Origin of the sequence: Gracilibacillus ureilyticus (genome assembly GCF_900111195.1) — a bacterium.
GTDB lineage: Bacteria > Bacillota > Bacilli > Bacillales > Amphibacillaceae > Gracilibacillus > Gracilibacillus ureilyticus.
In genome coordinates this window covers 1-13529 of the sequence record NZ_FOGL01000010.1, presented here as the reverse complement: position 1 = coordinate 13529, position 13529 = coordinate 1, and the positions used below count along the sequence as shown (strand labels likewise).

The 13529-nt window shown below is 36.3% G+C and carries 18 protein-coding genes; 12 read left to right on the top strand and 6 right to left on the bottom strand.

What is annotated here, in order from left to right:
* Nucleotide 1 precedes the first annotated feature (1 nt).
* From BMW36_RS10600 to BMW36_RS10590, 3 genes are all read left to right on the top strand, one after another.
* Nucleotides 2-361 carry a HesB/IscA family protein gene (locus BMW36_RS10600; RefSeq protein ID WP_089740879.1) on the top strand — a complete coding sequence of 120 codons (360 nt, stop codon included), beginning with the start codon at nucleotides 2-4 and terminating at the stop codon, nucleotides 359-361.
* 131 nt (nucleotides 362-492) lie between these two features.
* Nucleotides 493-909, top strand: a complete 417-nt coding sequence (locus BMW36_RS10595; protein ID WP_089740877.1) for a MarR family winged helix-turn-helix transcriptional regulator — start codon at nucleotides 493-495, stop codon at nucleotides 907-909.
* Between the two features lie 2 nt (nucleotides 910-911).
* Complete coding sequence (locus tag BMW36_RS10590) at nucleotides 912-2078, top strand: MFS transporter (protein ID WP_089740875.1); 1167 nt, start codon at nucleotides 912-914, stop codon at nucleotides 2076-2078.
* Between the two features lie 31 nt (nucleotides 2079-2109).
* Here BMW36_RS10590 and BMW36_RS10585 read toward each other — a convergent pair whose 3' ends face one another.
* Nucleotides 2110-3093, bottom strand: coding sequence for an NAD(P)/FAD-dependent oxidoreductase (locus tag BMW36_RS10585; RefSeq protein ID WP_089740872.1), 984 nt, complete (start codon nucleotides 3091-3093; stop codon nucleotides 2110-2112).
* A gap of 265 nt (nucleotides 3094-3358) precedes the next feature.
* On the opposite strand from BMW36_RS10585, the gene BMW36_RS10580 reads away from it, so the two are divergent.
* The 3 genes from BMW36_RS10580 to BMW36_RS10570 all read left to right on the top strand — a co-directional run bounded on the left by BMW36_RS10580 (nucleotide 3359) and on the right by BMW36_RS10570 (nucleotide 5768).
* On the top strand, nucleotides 3359-4576 hold the full coding sequence (locus BMW36_RS10580; RefSeq protein WP_175480424.1) for an NAD(P)/FAD-dependent oxidoreductase: 1218 nt from the start codon (nucleotides 3359-3361) through the stop codon (nucleotides 4574-4576).
* A 137-nt stretch (nucleotides 4577-4713) separates the two neighbouring features.
* On the top strand, nucleotides 4714-5025 hold the full coding sequence (locus tag BMW36_RS10575; RefSeq protein WP_089740868.1) for a YuiB family protein: 312 nt from the start codon (nucleotides 4714-4716) through the stop codon (nucleotides 5023-5025).
* A gap of 59 nt (nucleotides 5026-5084) precedes the next feature.
* Nucleotides 5085-5768 (top strand): 3D domain-containing protein, encoded by a 684-nt coding sequence (locus BMW36_RS10570; RefSeq protein WP_089740866.1) that lies wholly within the window; start codon nucleotides 5085-5087, stop codon nucleotides 5766-5768.
* A gap of 81 nt (nucleotides 5769-5849) precedes the next feature.
* Here the strand turns inward: BMW36_RS10570 and BMW36_RS10565 are convergent, their stop codons facing one another.
* Both BMW36_RS10565 and deoD read right to left on the bottom strand, forming a co-directional pair.
* Nucleotides 5850-6323, bottom strand: a complete 474-nt coding sequence (locus BMW36_RS10565) for a divergent PAP2 family protein (protein ID WP_089740864.1) — start codon at nucleotides 6321-6323, stop codon at nucleotides 5850-5852.
* 199 nt (nucleotides 6324-6522) lie between these two features.
* A complete protein-coding gene (deoD, locus tag BMW36_RS10560; RefSeq protein ID WP_089740862.1) occupies nucleotides 6523-7233 on the bottom strand; it encodes a purine-nucleoside phosphorylase in 711 nt (236 codons plus the stop codon).
* Nucleotides 7234-7452: 219 nt separating this feature from the next.
* Here deoD and BMW36_RS10555 point away from each other — a divergent pair, with 219 nt between their 5' ends.
* The 3 genes from BMW36_RS10555 (at nucleotide 7453) to BMW36_RS10550 (ending at nucleotide 8686) form a co-directional block, all read left to right on the top strand.
* Nucleotides 7453-7716 carry a phosphocarrier protein HPr gene (locus BMW36_RS10555; protein WP_089740860.1) on the top strand — a complete coding sequence of 88 codons (264 nt, stop codon included), beginning with the start codon at nucleotides 7453-7455 and terminating at the stop codon, nucleotides 7714-7716.
* Nucleotides 7717-7863: 147 nt separating this feature from the next.
* Entirely contained in the window at nucleotides 7864-8019 is a 156-nt protein-coding gene (locus BMW36_RS20375) for a hypothetical protein (protein ID WP_175480423.1), read from the top strand.
* A gap of 79 nt (nucleotides 8020-8098) precedes the next feature.
* On the top strand, nucleotides 8099-8686 hold the full coding sequence (locus BMW36_RS10550; RefSeq protein ID WP_089740858.1) for a superoxide dismutase family protein: 588 nt from the start codon (nucleotides 8099-8101) through the stop codon (nucleotides 8684-8686).
* A gap of 1 nt (nucleotide 8687) precedes the next feature.
* Here the strand turns inward: BMW36_RS10550 and BMW36_RS10545 are convergent, their stop codons facing one another.
* Nucleotides 8688-9872, bottom strand: coding sequence for a MalY/PatB family protein (locus tag BMW36_RS10545; RefSeq protein WP_089740856.1), 1185 nt, complete (start codon nucleotides 9870-9872; stop codon nucleotides 8688-8690).
* A gap of 71 nt (nucleotides 9873-9943) precedes the next feature.
* A complete protein-coding gene (locus BMW36_RS10540) occupies nucleotides 9944-10762 on the bottom strand; it encodes an alpha/beta fold hydrolase (RefSeq protein WP_089740854.1) in 819 nt (272 codons plus the stop codon).
* A gap of 298 nt (nucleotides 10763-11060) precedes the next feature.
* On the opposite strand from BMW36_RS10540, the gene yugI reads away from it, so the two are divergent.
* A complete protein-coding gene (yugI, locus tag BMW36_RS10535) occupies nucleotides 11061-11417 on the top strand; it encodes a S1 domain-containing post-transcriptional regulator GSP13 (RefSeq protein ID WP_089740852.1) in 357 nt (118 codons plus the stop codon).
* Nucleotides 11418-11432: 15 nt separating this feature from the next.
* Here yugI and BMW36_RS10530 read toward each other — a convergent pair whose 3' ends face one another.
* Nucleotides 11433-11630, bottom strand: coding sequence for a DUF378 domain-containing protein (locus BMW36_RS10530; protein ID WP_089740850.1), 198 nt, complete (start codon nucleotides 11628-11630; stop codon nucleotides 11433-11435).
* Between the two features lie 195 nt (nucleotides 11631-11825).
* Here BMW36_RS10530 and BMW36_RS10525 point away from each other — a divergent pair, with 195 nt between their 5' ends.
* Nucleotides 11826-13172, top strand: a complete 1347-nt coding sequence (locus tag BMW36_RS10525; RefSeq protein ID WP_089740849.1) for a glucose-6-phosphate isomerase — start codon at nucleotides 11826-11828, stop codon at nucleotides 13170-13172.
* A 145-nt stretch (nucleotides 13173-13317) separates the two neighbouring features.
* A partial coding sequence (locus BMW36_RS10520; protein ID WP_139180310.1) for a transposase family protein occupies nucleotides 13318-13529 on the top strand: 212 nt, incomplete at its 3' end.

The following is a 13529-nucleotide window of genomic DNA, read 5'->3' as shown; positions in this document are numbered from 1 at the left end:
AATGATATTAAATATAACAGATAATGCGAAATATCAAATAATGGAAATGATGAAGGAAGAAGATGAGGAAACCGTCCGATTGCGGTTTGGTGTAAAAGGCGGGGGCTGCAGTGGTTTATCTTATTCATTGGGATTCGATTATGATGTCAATGAAGAACTTGACCATACTGAAGTAACTAATGGCATTCCGCTAACAATTAAGAAGTTCGATATTGATGTAATAAAAGGAACTACGATTGACTTCAAACAAAACATGATGGGTGGAGGCTTCACCATTGATAATCCGAATGCAATCGTTTCTTGTGGTTGTGGATCCTCTTTCAAAGCGAAAGAAAGAGAAGGAACACCTGAAAATTGCTAAATTTTAAACTAGTGGCTAATTATTGCCGCTAGTTTTTTTGATTAAAAAACTTCTTTACATTTAATAATTTGTACGGTAAACTTGTAAAGTTATTTATTTACCTGGGTAAATAAACTTTGGAGGTGTTCCTTTTGGATACAAGTAATCTGCTACATTTGTTTAATCAGAAACAAAGGATTCTAATGAGAGAAATAAATGAATGGTTAAAGCCATTTGATCTTTATTCATCCCAATGGACGATATTATACACACTGCATCAAAATGGGAGAATGACTCAGACAGAGATATGGCAAAATTTAAAAGTAGAAGCACCGACCATCACGAGGACATTGGTAAGGATGGAGAAAAGTGGCTGGGTTACCCGCCAAGTTGGAACAGATAAGCGGGAGAGAGTCGTACAGTTAACAGAAATGGCGATCGACAAATTCCCGGAAATTTTCAGGCAAATAAAAAAAGGTGAATCGAAATTTTTGGAAAATCTTTCGGAGGAGGAACTTTCCCTTTTTAAGGAATTACTAGATAAATTAACAATAGAAAGAGATGGTTAACAGTGTCAAGGCAAAAAATATGGACGAAAAGTTTTATCAGTATAGGTTTAGTTAACCTATTTGTATTTATCACATTCTATTCATTACTAACTACATTACCTTTGTTTGTAATGGATGAGTGGAGTGTTTCAGAAGGACAGGCAGGTTTAGTCGTCACAGTAATGTTATTAGCTGCGATACTCGTTCGTCCATTTTCAGGGAATATTTTACTTCAATATGGAAAGAATAATATGCTCGTAATTAGTGTGATTATTTTTGCTATTACTACAGTAGGCTATCTATTTATCAATAACTACAGCAGCTTACTGATTCTCCGTTTTGTTCATGGTGTATCTTTTGGAATATTAACAACTGCCACGTCTTCTATCGCTACAGATATTGTGCCGAAAGAAAGAAGAGGAGAAGGACTTGGCTATTTTACCATGTCCATGAATGTTGCTATCGTAATTGGTCCATTTATAGGACTTACTATTTCCCAGTCATTTACTTATCATATTCTCCTGGTTGTATTAAATATATTTACTATAGTTAGTGTGTTCATGGCCTTCATAGCCCGTCACAGTGGAACTATTAATGAAAAAGCAGATGAAAAAAGCACAATTAACTGGTCGATTCGAAACTTATTTGAACAAAAAGCTGTTTCTGTTTCATTGATTGGTTTATTCGTTGCTTTTGCCTACTCGAGTATTATTTCATTTATTTCCGTTTATGCAGATGGTAGAGGTTTAAGTCATGTGTCCAGTTATTTCTTTTTAGTATTTGCGATTGCAATGCTTCTGTCCCGACCATACTTAGGCCGTCAATTTGATTTACATGGACCCAGAATTGTAATCATCCCATGTATGTTACTGTTTTCGACCGGATTCATTGTTCTCGGTTTCAGCAGTTCAGTTGTTACATTTTTACTTGCTTCAGCAATTATCGGGATCGGATATGGTTCCCTGTTGCCATTTTTATTGTCTTTAGTTATTGAACGATCATCTATTTCTAGAAGTGGCCATGCAAATGCTACCTTTTACACAATGTACGATACTGGCATCGCCTTAGGGTCTTTTCTGCTAGGTATTATTGTAGTGTATACAGGGTTTGCCAACCTATTTTTCAGCTTAGCAGGCTTTGTGGTAATTATCCTCATATTATTTGTTTTGCTGCTTGCAAAAAAGAAGTGAATGCTGATCAGCATTCACTTCTTCACTATTCTTAAAACATACTTGTTGAGTGTTTTGGTTGAATTCTGGCTTTTGGATCCATATACGCTTTCGCATTATTGACAGCGGTAGGTCCTTCACCGAAACCTGCTGCAATCAGATTAACTTTTCCAGGGTATGTGCAAATATCGCCAGCAGCGTATATGCCAGGTATATTTGTCTCCATCCTCGAGTTAACTACAATGCTGTTCTTATCAATTTCCAGACCCCAGTTTTTAATAGGGCCCAATGAAGAAATAAATCCATAATTAACGAGAACATGATCAATGTCTAATCTGATTTCTTTTTCTCCTTTAACTTCTTTTAAAAGAACCTGGTCGATTTTCTCATCGCCTTTTAATTCTTCTGGTACATATGGTGTAAGAATATTTACATTAGAATTCATAAGTGCCTCAACACTGCTTTCATGTGCTCTAAACTCAGCACGACGGTGGACAAGGCTTACTTCCTTTGCGATTGGCTCTAACATTAATGCCCAGTCAACAGCAGAATCCCCTCCACCAAACAGGACGACTTTCTGGTCACGGAATTTCTCCATGTTATCAACAAAGTAATGCAAATTACTTGTTTCAAACTGCTCTGCATTCGGCAGTGCTAATTTTCGTGGCTGAAATGCGCCATTTCCCCCTGTAATAATAATCACTTTGGAATAATGGACTTCTTCATTTGTTGTAATTTTAAACGTTTCGTCTTCAAGTTTTTCAACCGTCTCAACCGACTGATTTAATACGATCTCAGGTTTAAATAAATCTGTCTGCTCTTTTAAATTATCAACAAGTTCCTGAGCACGCACTTTCGGAAAACCGGCAACATCATATATATATTTCTCTGGGTATAATGCGCTAAGCTGTCCGCCGATTTGCGGCAGGCTTTCGATAATTTTAACCGACGATTGTCTTAAACCTCCGTAAAATGCCGTGAATAATCCAACAGGACCGGCACCCACTATTGTTATATCATAAACTTGTTCAGACACAATAGATTCCCCCTATAAGATACATCAATGGCTATTATTTTAACATAATTTTAATATAAATGAACAGAAGAAAGCTACTTCCTTCCTCCCATTGAGCAGTGATACTTAAATAATTATTGGGAAAAATAAAATCAAGGGTTGAAAAATGTCGTAAAAAGGACTAACATATATTATGGACTAATTAATATATTTGTACGAGTATGTGGTAGTACGTGAAAAATATCACGTATTCGAAAAACAAAAATCTTAAATGGATGTGAGAAAGATGAGCCAACCTAAAATTGTTGTATTGGGGGCAGGTTATGGTGGTTTAACTACTGTAGCTAAGCTTCAAAAGAAACTGGGTGTGAACGATGCACATATTACTTTAGTGAATAAGCATGACTATCATTATGAATCTACATGGTTACATGAAGTTGCTGCAGGAACTCTTCACCATGACCGCGGCCGAATGAAAATCACTGATTTAATTAATTCGGCGAAAGTTAATTTTGTTCAGGATACCGTGACAGCTATAAAACCTGATGAGAAAAAAGTAGAATTGACAAACGGAGTATTGGAGTATGATTACTTAGTTGTTGCATTAGGATTTGAAGCAGCTACATTCGGAATTCCGGGATTGCTTGAAAATGCATTTACAATCGGAAGTATTAACCAGTCAAGACTGATCCGTCAGCATATTGAATACCAATTTGCAAAGTATAACAATGAGTCAGTTCAGAAGCAGGAAAGACTGAACATCGTTGTAGGGGGCGGCGGTTTTACAGGTATTGAATTCCTTGGGGAACTTGCGAACCGTGTACCTGAGCTTTGTGAAGAGTATGATATTGATCGAAGCAAAGTACGATTAATCAATGTGGAAGCAATGGATACCATTATGCCTGGATTCGATCCGGAGTTGATTGAATATGCCATGAACTCTTTGGAAGCACGTGGTGTTGAATTTAAACTAGGTGCATTTTTGAAAGAATGTCGTCCAGATGGTATTACGATTGAACAGAATGGTGTGAGAGAAGATATTCCTACACTAACTACTGTATGGGCTGCGGGTGTGCGTGCCAACCATTTAGTAGAAGAGTCAAGCTTAGAAGATAACAGGGGTAAAGTAGAGGTAGATGCAAATCTGCGTGCACCATCACATAAGGATGTGTTTGTTGTAGGGGATTGTGCATTGATCTGGAACAAAGAAATTGACCGTCCATACCCGCCAACAGCGCAAATTGCGATGCAGGAAGCAGAGATCTGTGCGCATAACTTAATTGCTCTTATTAAAGGTGGAGAATTAGAGGAATTTGAATTTATTAACCGTGGAACAGTTTGTTCATTAGGTGAAAAAGATGCAATGGGATCTATCTTTGGTGGGAAGAAATTATTTGGCTGGTCTGCATCAGTGATGAAAAAAGTGATAGATAACCGCGCATTATTCAAAATCGGCGGTGTAGGTTTAGTGTTGAAAAAAGGTAAGTTTAACATTTTTGGATAATTATTAAAAGCAGAGGAATTTCCCTCTGCTTTTTCCATATAACAGTCAGTCTTATAAGCCTTTATCTGCTTGTACTTGCGTTTCATCATGACAAATAATAAAATATTAGGATAGATACATAGTAAGGGAGAAACACAATGATTCAATTGTTTATTTCAGTATTACTGTTTTTTGTTTTATTTTTCGGGATTAGTTTTATTTTAAATATGATCTTAAAACAAACCTGGCTAATGGCTGTTGTATTTCCGGTCATTGTCATATTTATTGTAGACACAGTCTCCTTTTCTGCCTATTTTACTGAACCTGAGGCTGCCTTTTCATCGTTAGCCCATGAATTCACTTCACTTGGCATACAGGATGTAATTATACTATCATCAGGCTTTATCGGCACATTGGCAGCTGGTTTTGTAATTAGGTTCCTTAGAAAAAATGGTTATCAAATGTTTTAGATGTATAAAACGAATAAAATTGGAAAAGATGACACCTAGGAAAGGTGTGATCTTTTTTTATGGTAATTTACAAAATTTTAAGGAAAAGTCTATTCGTTCTGTTATTCATCTTAGCTCTGCTGTCGAGTTATTCACTTATTGCCAATGTTTCATCAGTCGATGTTTTTGCAAGTCTGGATGCAAATGATATTAGAAAGATAGAATTTAATAGAGCGCCCGCAAAAGAGATGATTGGTAAAAAGAAATATGTCAGGAAACAGTCTAATGTAACTAAGTATATTTCCAGTGAGCAGGTAACTGCACCGGCGACATTAGAAGAAACAATTGATTTAACCCAGTTTGAGAAAAAGAAGGTAGTTGCAACAGGTTATACGGCAGGAGTAGAATCAACAGGGAAATCTCCTGACCATCCTGCATACGGGATAACGTACTCTGGGGTGAAAGTAAAGCGAGATCTCTATTCAACGATTGCTGCTGACATCTCTGTTTTTCCTATCGGTACTATACTGTTCATCCCAGGCTATGGTTATGGGGTAGTAGCAGATACAGGAAGTGCAATCAAAGGCAACAAAATTGACTTATATTATCCTACAGTTAAAGAAGTATTTGAAAAGTGGGGGAAAAGAGAAGTTGATGTGTATGTGGTTGAACGAGGTAACGGAGATTTATCTGAAGATGTTCTTACTGCATTAAATAATACGGAAGCACTCCAAGTTTTCAGGTCCCAATACCAGTCAGAATGATAAACTATATAAAAACAGTTCCGGTAGAAATACATGGAACTGTTTTTGCTATACATAAAATTAGAATTTTAGAAAGTCAGTTTAAAAAAGCGGGTGTAATAGAAAAGCGATAATAATACCTGAAAGTCCCCCGAAGAAAACTTCAATCGGCTGATGGCCTAAGAGCTCTTTTAGTTCTTTCTGTTTCTCATATTCACCTTTTTGAGACCAGTCCTTTGCTTCTGAAACAAACCGATGAAAGTCTTTCACCAGCATATTCAAAAGGATTGCCTGTTCTCCAGCTTGCCTCCTGATTCCAGTTGCATCAAACATAATAATAATGGCAAAGACACAGGATACTGCAAATAGTCCTGAAGATACACCATGCTCAATACCGATGCCTGTAGAAACCGCTGTAACAGCAGCAGAATGGCTGCTTGGCATTCCTCCTGTACTAAAAGCTAGTCCAAGTTTAAATTCTTTTGTTGCAATTAAATGCAAAGGTACTTTAATTGCTTGTGCTGTGAAGATTGCAATTAAAGCAGCCCATAACGGAAAATTTGCAAAAAGCTCCAAATTGCTGACATCCTTTCTTATTCTTTGAAGTGAAGTAAGCAGTGTTCTGTGTGATGATTATTCACTATTATAGCATAGCTGTTTTTGACGTGATAACAAATTAAGAGATTTTACAACAATTTAAAATTAGCAAAGGAATTTAAATTAATTTGAAAAAAGGAGAAGGCAGCTTACCAATCCCCTTTTAAAAAGATGGAAATCAATTCGTTACAGCGGCATCCAGTGCTACTTCAATCATTTCATTAAATGTTGTCTGGCGTTCCTCGGCAGTCGTTTCTTCCCCTGTTATGATATGGTCAGAAACAGTCAAGACTGAGAGGGCTTTACGGTTAAATTTAGCTGCTAGAGTATACAGTGCGGTCGTTTCCATTTCAATTGCTAATACATTGTATTGATCAAGCAATGCCAGTAATTCCTTCATATTATCCCTATAGAAACTGTCACTTGTAAAGACATTTCCAACTCTTAGTGATAATCCTTTGTTTACTCCGGTATCATATGCATTTTTTAGCAGAGAAAAGTCTGCAGTAGGGGCATAGTCAATTCCGCCGAAAATCATCCGATTCATTTGTGAATCTGTAGAGGATGTGCTTGCAAGAATGACATCACGTACTTTTACGTCTTTCTGGATTGCCCCGCATGTTCCTACTCTAATCAAATTTTGCACATCATAGCTTTGAATCAACTCATTAACATAGATAGAAATAGATGGGACGCCCATACCGGTACCTTGTACTGAAATACGGTTTCCTTTATAAGTCCCTGTGAAGCCATACATTCCCCGTACTTCATTGTAACAAACAATATCCTCTAAAAAATTATCAGCGATATATTTAGCGCGCAGTGGGTCACCTGGCAATAGAATTGTTTCAGCAATGTCACCTTTTTTTGCCCCTATATGTACACTCATTATACATCCTCCTATGTTCTGTAAACTTCATTACTAGTATGAAAATATCATATTCATTTTACTAATACAAATTATACCTGTAGAAAACAATCGAAAAATTTCTTATGATTTTAGTTTCTAAATTTTCCGATATCGTATATAATAAGAATTAGTAAATTCACTACAATGAAAATGGATACATTATGAAAAAATAGCACTGATTAAAGGGGAGGAATTAGAATGAAGGAACAAACATTTACAATCCAGAGCGATACTGGTATTCATGCACGCCCGGCGACTTTACTCGTAAATAAAGCTGGTCAGTATGAATCACATGTCGAATTACATTATAATGGAAAAACAGTAAACTTAAAATCAATAATGGGTGTTATGTCATTAGGTGTACCAAAAGGCGCGGAAATCCGTATTTCAGTTGATGGAAATGATGAAGATCAAGCATTAGAAGGAATTGCTGAAACTATTCAGGAACATTTAGGTAAATAATAAAAACAGTGTTTACACTAAAAGAGAATTATGTTTACTACTATGCACTATTATCTATGAATGAAAGCTAGTTGCTCTTACTAGCTTTTTTTCTTTTATCTTCTGTACTTGTTATTTAGCAAGAGATTTAGTAAGGAAGTGATAAATATGATGGAATTTCTGTATTTCCCTGATGATAAATCAGCTTATATACCTGCAATTATTAGTCTGTTTTTCTTTGTTACCGCAGCTGTAACTGCCATGTATTTTCTAGTAAAGCATTCAAAAAAAGAAGAAAAGAAATGGGAGGATAAGTACAAATAGTCTGTACAGCCCATCATGGTGATTAATTCTCTTAAATTTGTCCATACTAGTAGATGGATAAATACGGAGAGGTGATGGGATGAACAGGGTAATTATTATTCTTATTTTAACAGCAGGATTGTTAGCGGCATGCCAGGAGGACACGAGATCCCCGCTTGAAGTCCGCTTGTATAATGCAGACAAAGATGCAGTCGGAACAGCGACTTTTAAGGAACAGCAGGACATGGTGACCGTACAGATTAAAGTGGAAGGATTAGATCAGGGTTTTCACGGTGTTCATATTCACGAATACCCTAAGTGTGAGGGGCCGGATTTTCAAACTGCCGGAAATCATTTAAATCCTGAGGGAAATGAACATGGTTTAATGCACCCTGATGGTTCCCATTTAGGTGATATGCCTAATCTGGAGGTAGAAGCGGATGGTACGGCTGATGTAGAATTCGAATTGCCAGGAGCTACCTTAATGGATGGAAAGAATTCGCTTCTTAAAGAAGATGGAACGTCTATAGTTATCCACCAGAGTCAGGATGACGGGATCAGCCAGCCTGGAGGCAATTCAGGAGCAAGGGTGGTTTGCGGTATTATTTCTCTTGATGAAGCTGAGAATGTGCAGGAACCAACAGATCCTACAGAAACGGACACAAAAACGAAGAAGGAAGAAGAGTAGATTACTCTTCTTCCTTTTTACGTTCGTCTAAAGCTGCAATAAGTCTTTGTATTCCTTCCTTAACCAATTCCAGTGGGGTTGCTATATTGATCCGCATAAACCCTGTTCCTTCATCACCAAAAGTAATACCATCATTTAATCCAATTTTTGCTTTCTCCTGAAGAAATTTTCGTAATTCATCCTGAGAAAGGTTTAGTGCACGGAAATCTAACCATACAAGATAGGTTCCTTCAGGCTTAATCACACTTATATCATCTCTTTGTTCTAATGAACTTGTCACATAATCTAAATTTACTTTTAATTGCTCTGATAAATTTGTCAGCCATTGTTTTCCTTCATTATAAGCTGCTTCCAGAGCAACTATTCCCATTGTATTCAATCCATGAATTCCTTGCATATGAAATCTTTCTTCCATTGATTTGCGAATCTCTTTATTGGGAATAACCGCATAGGAAACCTGTAAACCGGCTAAATTAAAAGTCTTTGTTGGCGACATGCAAGTAACTGATTGCTGCAAAACGGCATCATTAAGAGAAGCAATGGGTATATGTTTATTTGGCTCATAGACAAGGTCTGCATGAATCTCATCTGCAAGAATGTATACATTGTATTTCAAGCATAACGAAATCATTTTTTCCAGTTCTGTTCTGGTCCACACTCTGCCGACAGGATTATGAGGATTACATAAAATAAAAGCTTTTACTCCTTTTTTAAATTGATTCTCCATATCTTCAAAATCAATTTCATACTTTCCGTCAACAAGTTGCAGTTGATTTTTTACTAACTGCCGTTCATGGATGTTAACTATCTGATAAAAAGGGGGGTATACAGGAGTTTGTATCATCACTTTATCCCCTTTTTCTGTCAGGGTCTGAATTGCCATATGTAATGTTGTGATCACTCCCGGGCTGTATAAAAGCCAGCTATTATGAATCTCCCATTCATGTTTATAACTTAACCAATCTGTTACTGCCTTATTTATTTCCTTATCCGTCATTGTATAACCGAAGATTCCATGTTCTGCCCTTTTGCTTAGAGCACTGGTAACTGCTTCCGGAGCTTGAAAGTCCATATCAGCAACCCACATTGGCAGGACGTCTTCGGAGCCGTATAATTGCTTTACTAAATCCCACTTTGCGGCACGGGTATTTTTTCTGTCAATAATTTGTTCAAATTGTTGATTCATAAACAGACTCTCCTCGATTTTTTATACATGTGTAATTATATTTAAACATGATCTTACCTGATTGAAAAGTTTCATGTCTTCAACTCTCCTTGAATTATGTGAACAATTCTTGCTGGTATTTCTTCAGGAAGAAAGTGACCAACTTCGCTAAATAAATAAAGTTTTGCGTTCTGTATGCATTTCAGTAAATCATAACCTAACTCATACGGAAGGATTAAATCATCTGTTCCCCAAAAAATACTGCATGGGGTCTTGATGGTGATCAACTGTTCTTCCACTAAATCTCCTTTATGATCTTTCAGCCATGTCATTATTGAACGGTAAATGGCCTCATCCTTAAAAGGTTCTTTATATTGCTCAAGCATTTCTTCAGTAATGAGCGCATCATTATACATGCATTGACGCAATATCTCAAATACGCCTTTCGTTTTCAGAAACTTTTTAGCAATTACCGGTATAAGAGGGTTACTGCTAATCAATCGGGCAAACAGAGGTGACGGGTGCATAAAAGAGCACGGTGCAAGCAAAAACAGTTTCTTTATTCTCTCTGTATAATAATAACTGCACCTAAGAGCTATTTGCCCACCCATAGAATGACCTATAATGGAAACCTTATTAATTTTTAATTGATCTAAAAGAAAAAAAATGGCTTTAACGATATGATCATATGTATATAAATTATTTTTGTTTTTGGAGCTTTTTCCAAATGGCGGGATATCAATTGATATGATATGGTTATTCTCAGTCAATGAAGGTATCAGGTGTCGAAAACAATACTTTGATGCAAGAAATCCATGTAGCAGGACAAGGTAATTTGGCTGACTGATATTCGTTGCGGGATGAATCTCATAACAAATGGAATGTTCTTTGTACCAAATGTAATTAGTCATTTTGGAACTCCTTTGTCTATAGGAAAAAAATAAGCAAAGCGATTTAATCGCTTTGCTATCCAGGGGGAATACGAGAAAGTCTTACATGTTTTAATTATACCCACCTGCATTTTTTATAAACATCTAAAACAAAAAAATATTAAAAATTTTTAAAATAGTTAATTACTGCTATAGCAAAATGATTACTTTCCTGTTTTTCTATAAAATTTTTGCTATTATAAAAGGAATTATGCTAACATTACTTATTGTCTATGAAACGTTTTATATAAGTATAAAAACAGTACAAGGAGATGAAGTAATGTCAAATGAATTTCATGTAGGAGATACGGTTGATGGTGTAGTAACAGGAGTACAGCCATATGGAGCGTTTATTGCACTTACGGATGAGATCCAGGGATTGGTTCACATATCGGAAATCACAAACGGTTATGTAAAGGATATTCATGAACATATTAAAGAAGGGGATAAGGTTAAAGTTAAAATTCTTGAAATTGACCAGGATAATAATAAATACGCATTATCCATCAGAGCACTGAATGAAAATGAAAGCATAAATAAGCACACGGATGAAGGGAATATCAGTGAAAAAGAAGGAGAACACGGCTTCAACACATTGAAAGATAAATTAAAGGAATGGATTAAACAATCAGAATAAACCGGAATTTCCGGTTTATTCTTTATTTGAATCAAAGAGAAAGGCGATACTAATTAAGCCTGCTATACCTACAATTGTATAAATGATTCTTGCAAATAGTCCTTCCTGGCTGCCGCCGCCAAATAATGTTGCGACAAGGTCAAATTGAAAAAGACCAATTAAACCCCAGTTTAAAGCGCCTATAATAATGAGGAGTAATGCTAATTTTTTCATTGTAATCTCTCCTTTCTTTTTACAACTTCTCTCCTTTTTATATCATTCCGTGTATTGGGATAGAGTATTCTAACAATATTCAGAATTTTTTTGAAATTTTGACAGGAAATTTCAAAACTCATATGCCGAAGCTTGATTTAAAGCTGATTATCCGGTACATTTATAGAGTAATTATAATTTTATGGAGGGTAAAAAATGACACATGTTCGCTTTGATTATGAAAAAGCACTAGATTTCTTTGGTCAGCATGAGTTAGATTATTTAAAAGAACCAGTGAAACTAGCGCATGAAATGGTACATAACAAAACAGGTGCAGGTAATGACTTTTTAGGATGGGTGGACCTTCCAACTGACTATGATAAAGAAGAATTTGCCCGTATCAAAAAAGCTGCAGACAAGATTAAATCAGATTCAGACGTCCTTTTAGTGGTAGGGATCGGTGGTTCTTATTTAGGAGCTCGGGCAGCAATAGAAATGTTAAATCACTCTTTCTATAACGAATTAGCTAAGGGACAGCGAAATACTCCACAAGTGTTCTTCGTTGGTAACAGTATTAGTGCACCTTATATTAATGATTTGTTCGATGTATTAAAAGATAAAGATGTGTCTGTAAATGTAATATCCAAAAGTGGTACTACTACAGAACCTGCGATTGCTTTCCGGATTTTCAAAAAGTTTCTTGAAGAAAAATACGGAGCAGAAGAAGCGAAAGGCCGTATTTATGCTACAACAGATAAAGCCAGAGGCGCATTGAAAACATTAGCAAATGAAGAAGGCTATGAGAGTTTTGTTATTCCGGATGATGTTGGCGGCCGTTATTCTGTACTAACAGCAGTAGGTTTGCTTCCGATTGCTGTAAGTGGTGTTGATATTGATGAAATGATGCAAGGTGCACAAAAAGCACAAGAGGAACTTGCAGAAGCAGATTTGTCAAAAAACCCGGCATATCAATATGCAGCAGTAAGAAATATCTTGTATAACAAAGGTAAAACCATTGAAATGCTGATCAACTATGAACCGGCACTTCAATATTTCTCTGAGTGGTGGAAGCAATTGTACGGGGAAAGTGAAGGAAAAGACTTTAAAGGAATTTATCCATCTTCCGCAAATTTCTCGACAGATCTTCACTCATTAGGTCAATACGTACAGGAAGGACGCCGCGATATTTTTGAAACCGTTCTTCATGTAGAAGAGCCTAAATCAAATATTACGATTGAAGAAGAAGCGCAGGATTTAGATGGATTAAACTACCTTGCAGGCAAAACTTTAGATTTTGTAAATGAAAAAGCATACCAGGGAACACTTCTAGCACATACAGACGGCCAAGTTCCTAACTTGCTGGTTCATTTACCTAAGCTAGATGCATATACTTTCGGTTATGTTGTTTATTTCTTTGAAAAAGCATGTGCGATCAGTGGATACTTATTAGGAGTTAATCCATTTGACCAGCCTGGTGTCGAAGCATATAAGAAAAATATGTTTGCATTACTAGGAAAACCTGGTTTCGAAGAAGAAAAAGCAAAATTGGAAAAAAGATTGTAAGAAAATCCCGTGTCACTTTAATTAGGGCTCTAAAATATATGTTGGGGTAAAGAGAAAATTCAAACAAATTAAAACACGCAATCTCCTAATTTTGTTACACTTTGTTTAGACCAATAAACAAATCACAAAAAGGAGATGCGTGTAATTGAATTCTAACATTTCTTTACCAGGATTAGAAGGGGTTATCGTTACAAAGTCATTCGAACAAGATGGCAATTACCAACTTCATGTGGAATTGGAGCGTGTCCCTCATCATTGTCCTAGTTGTAACCAAGTAACAGAAAAAGTGCATGATTATCGAATACAAAAAGTGCAACATCACCATATTTTCGGTAGACAAACCACGTTATTTTATCG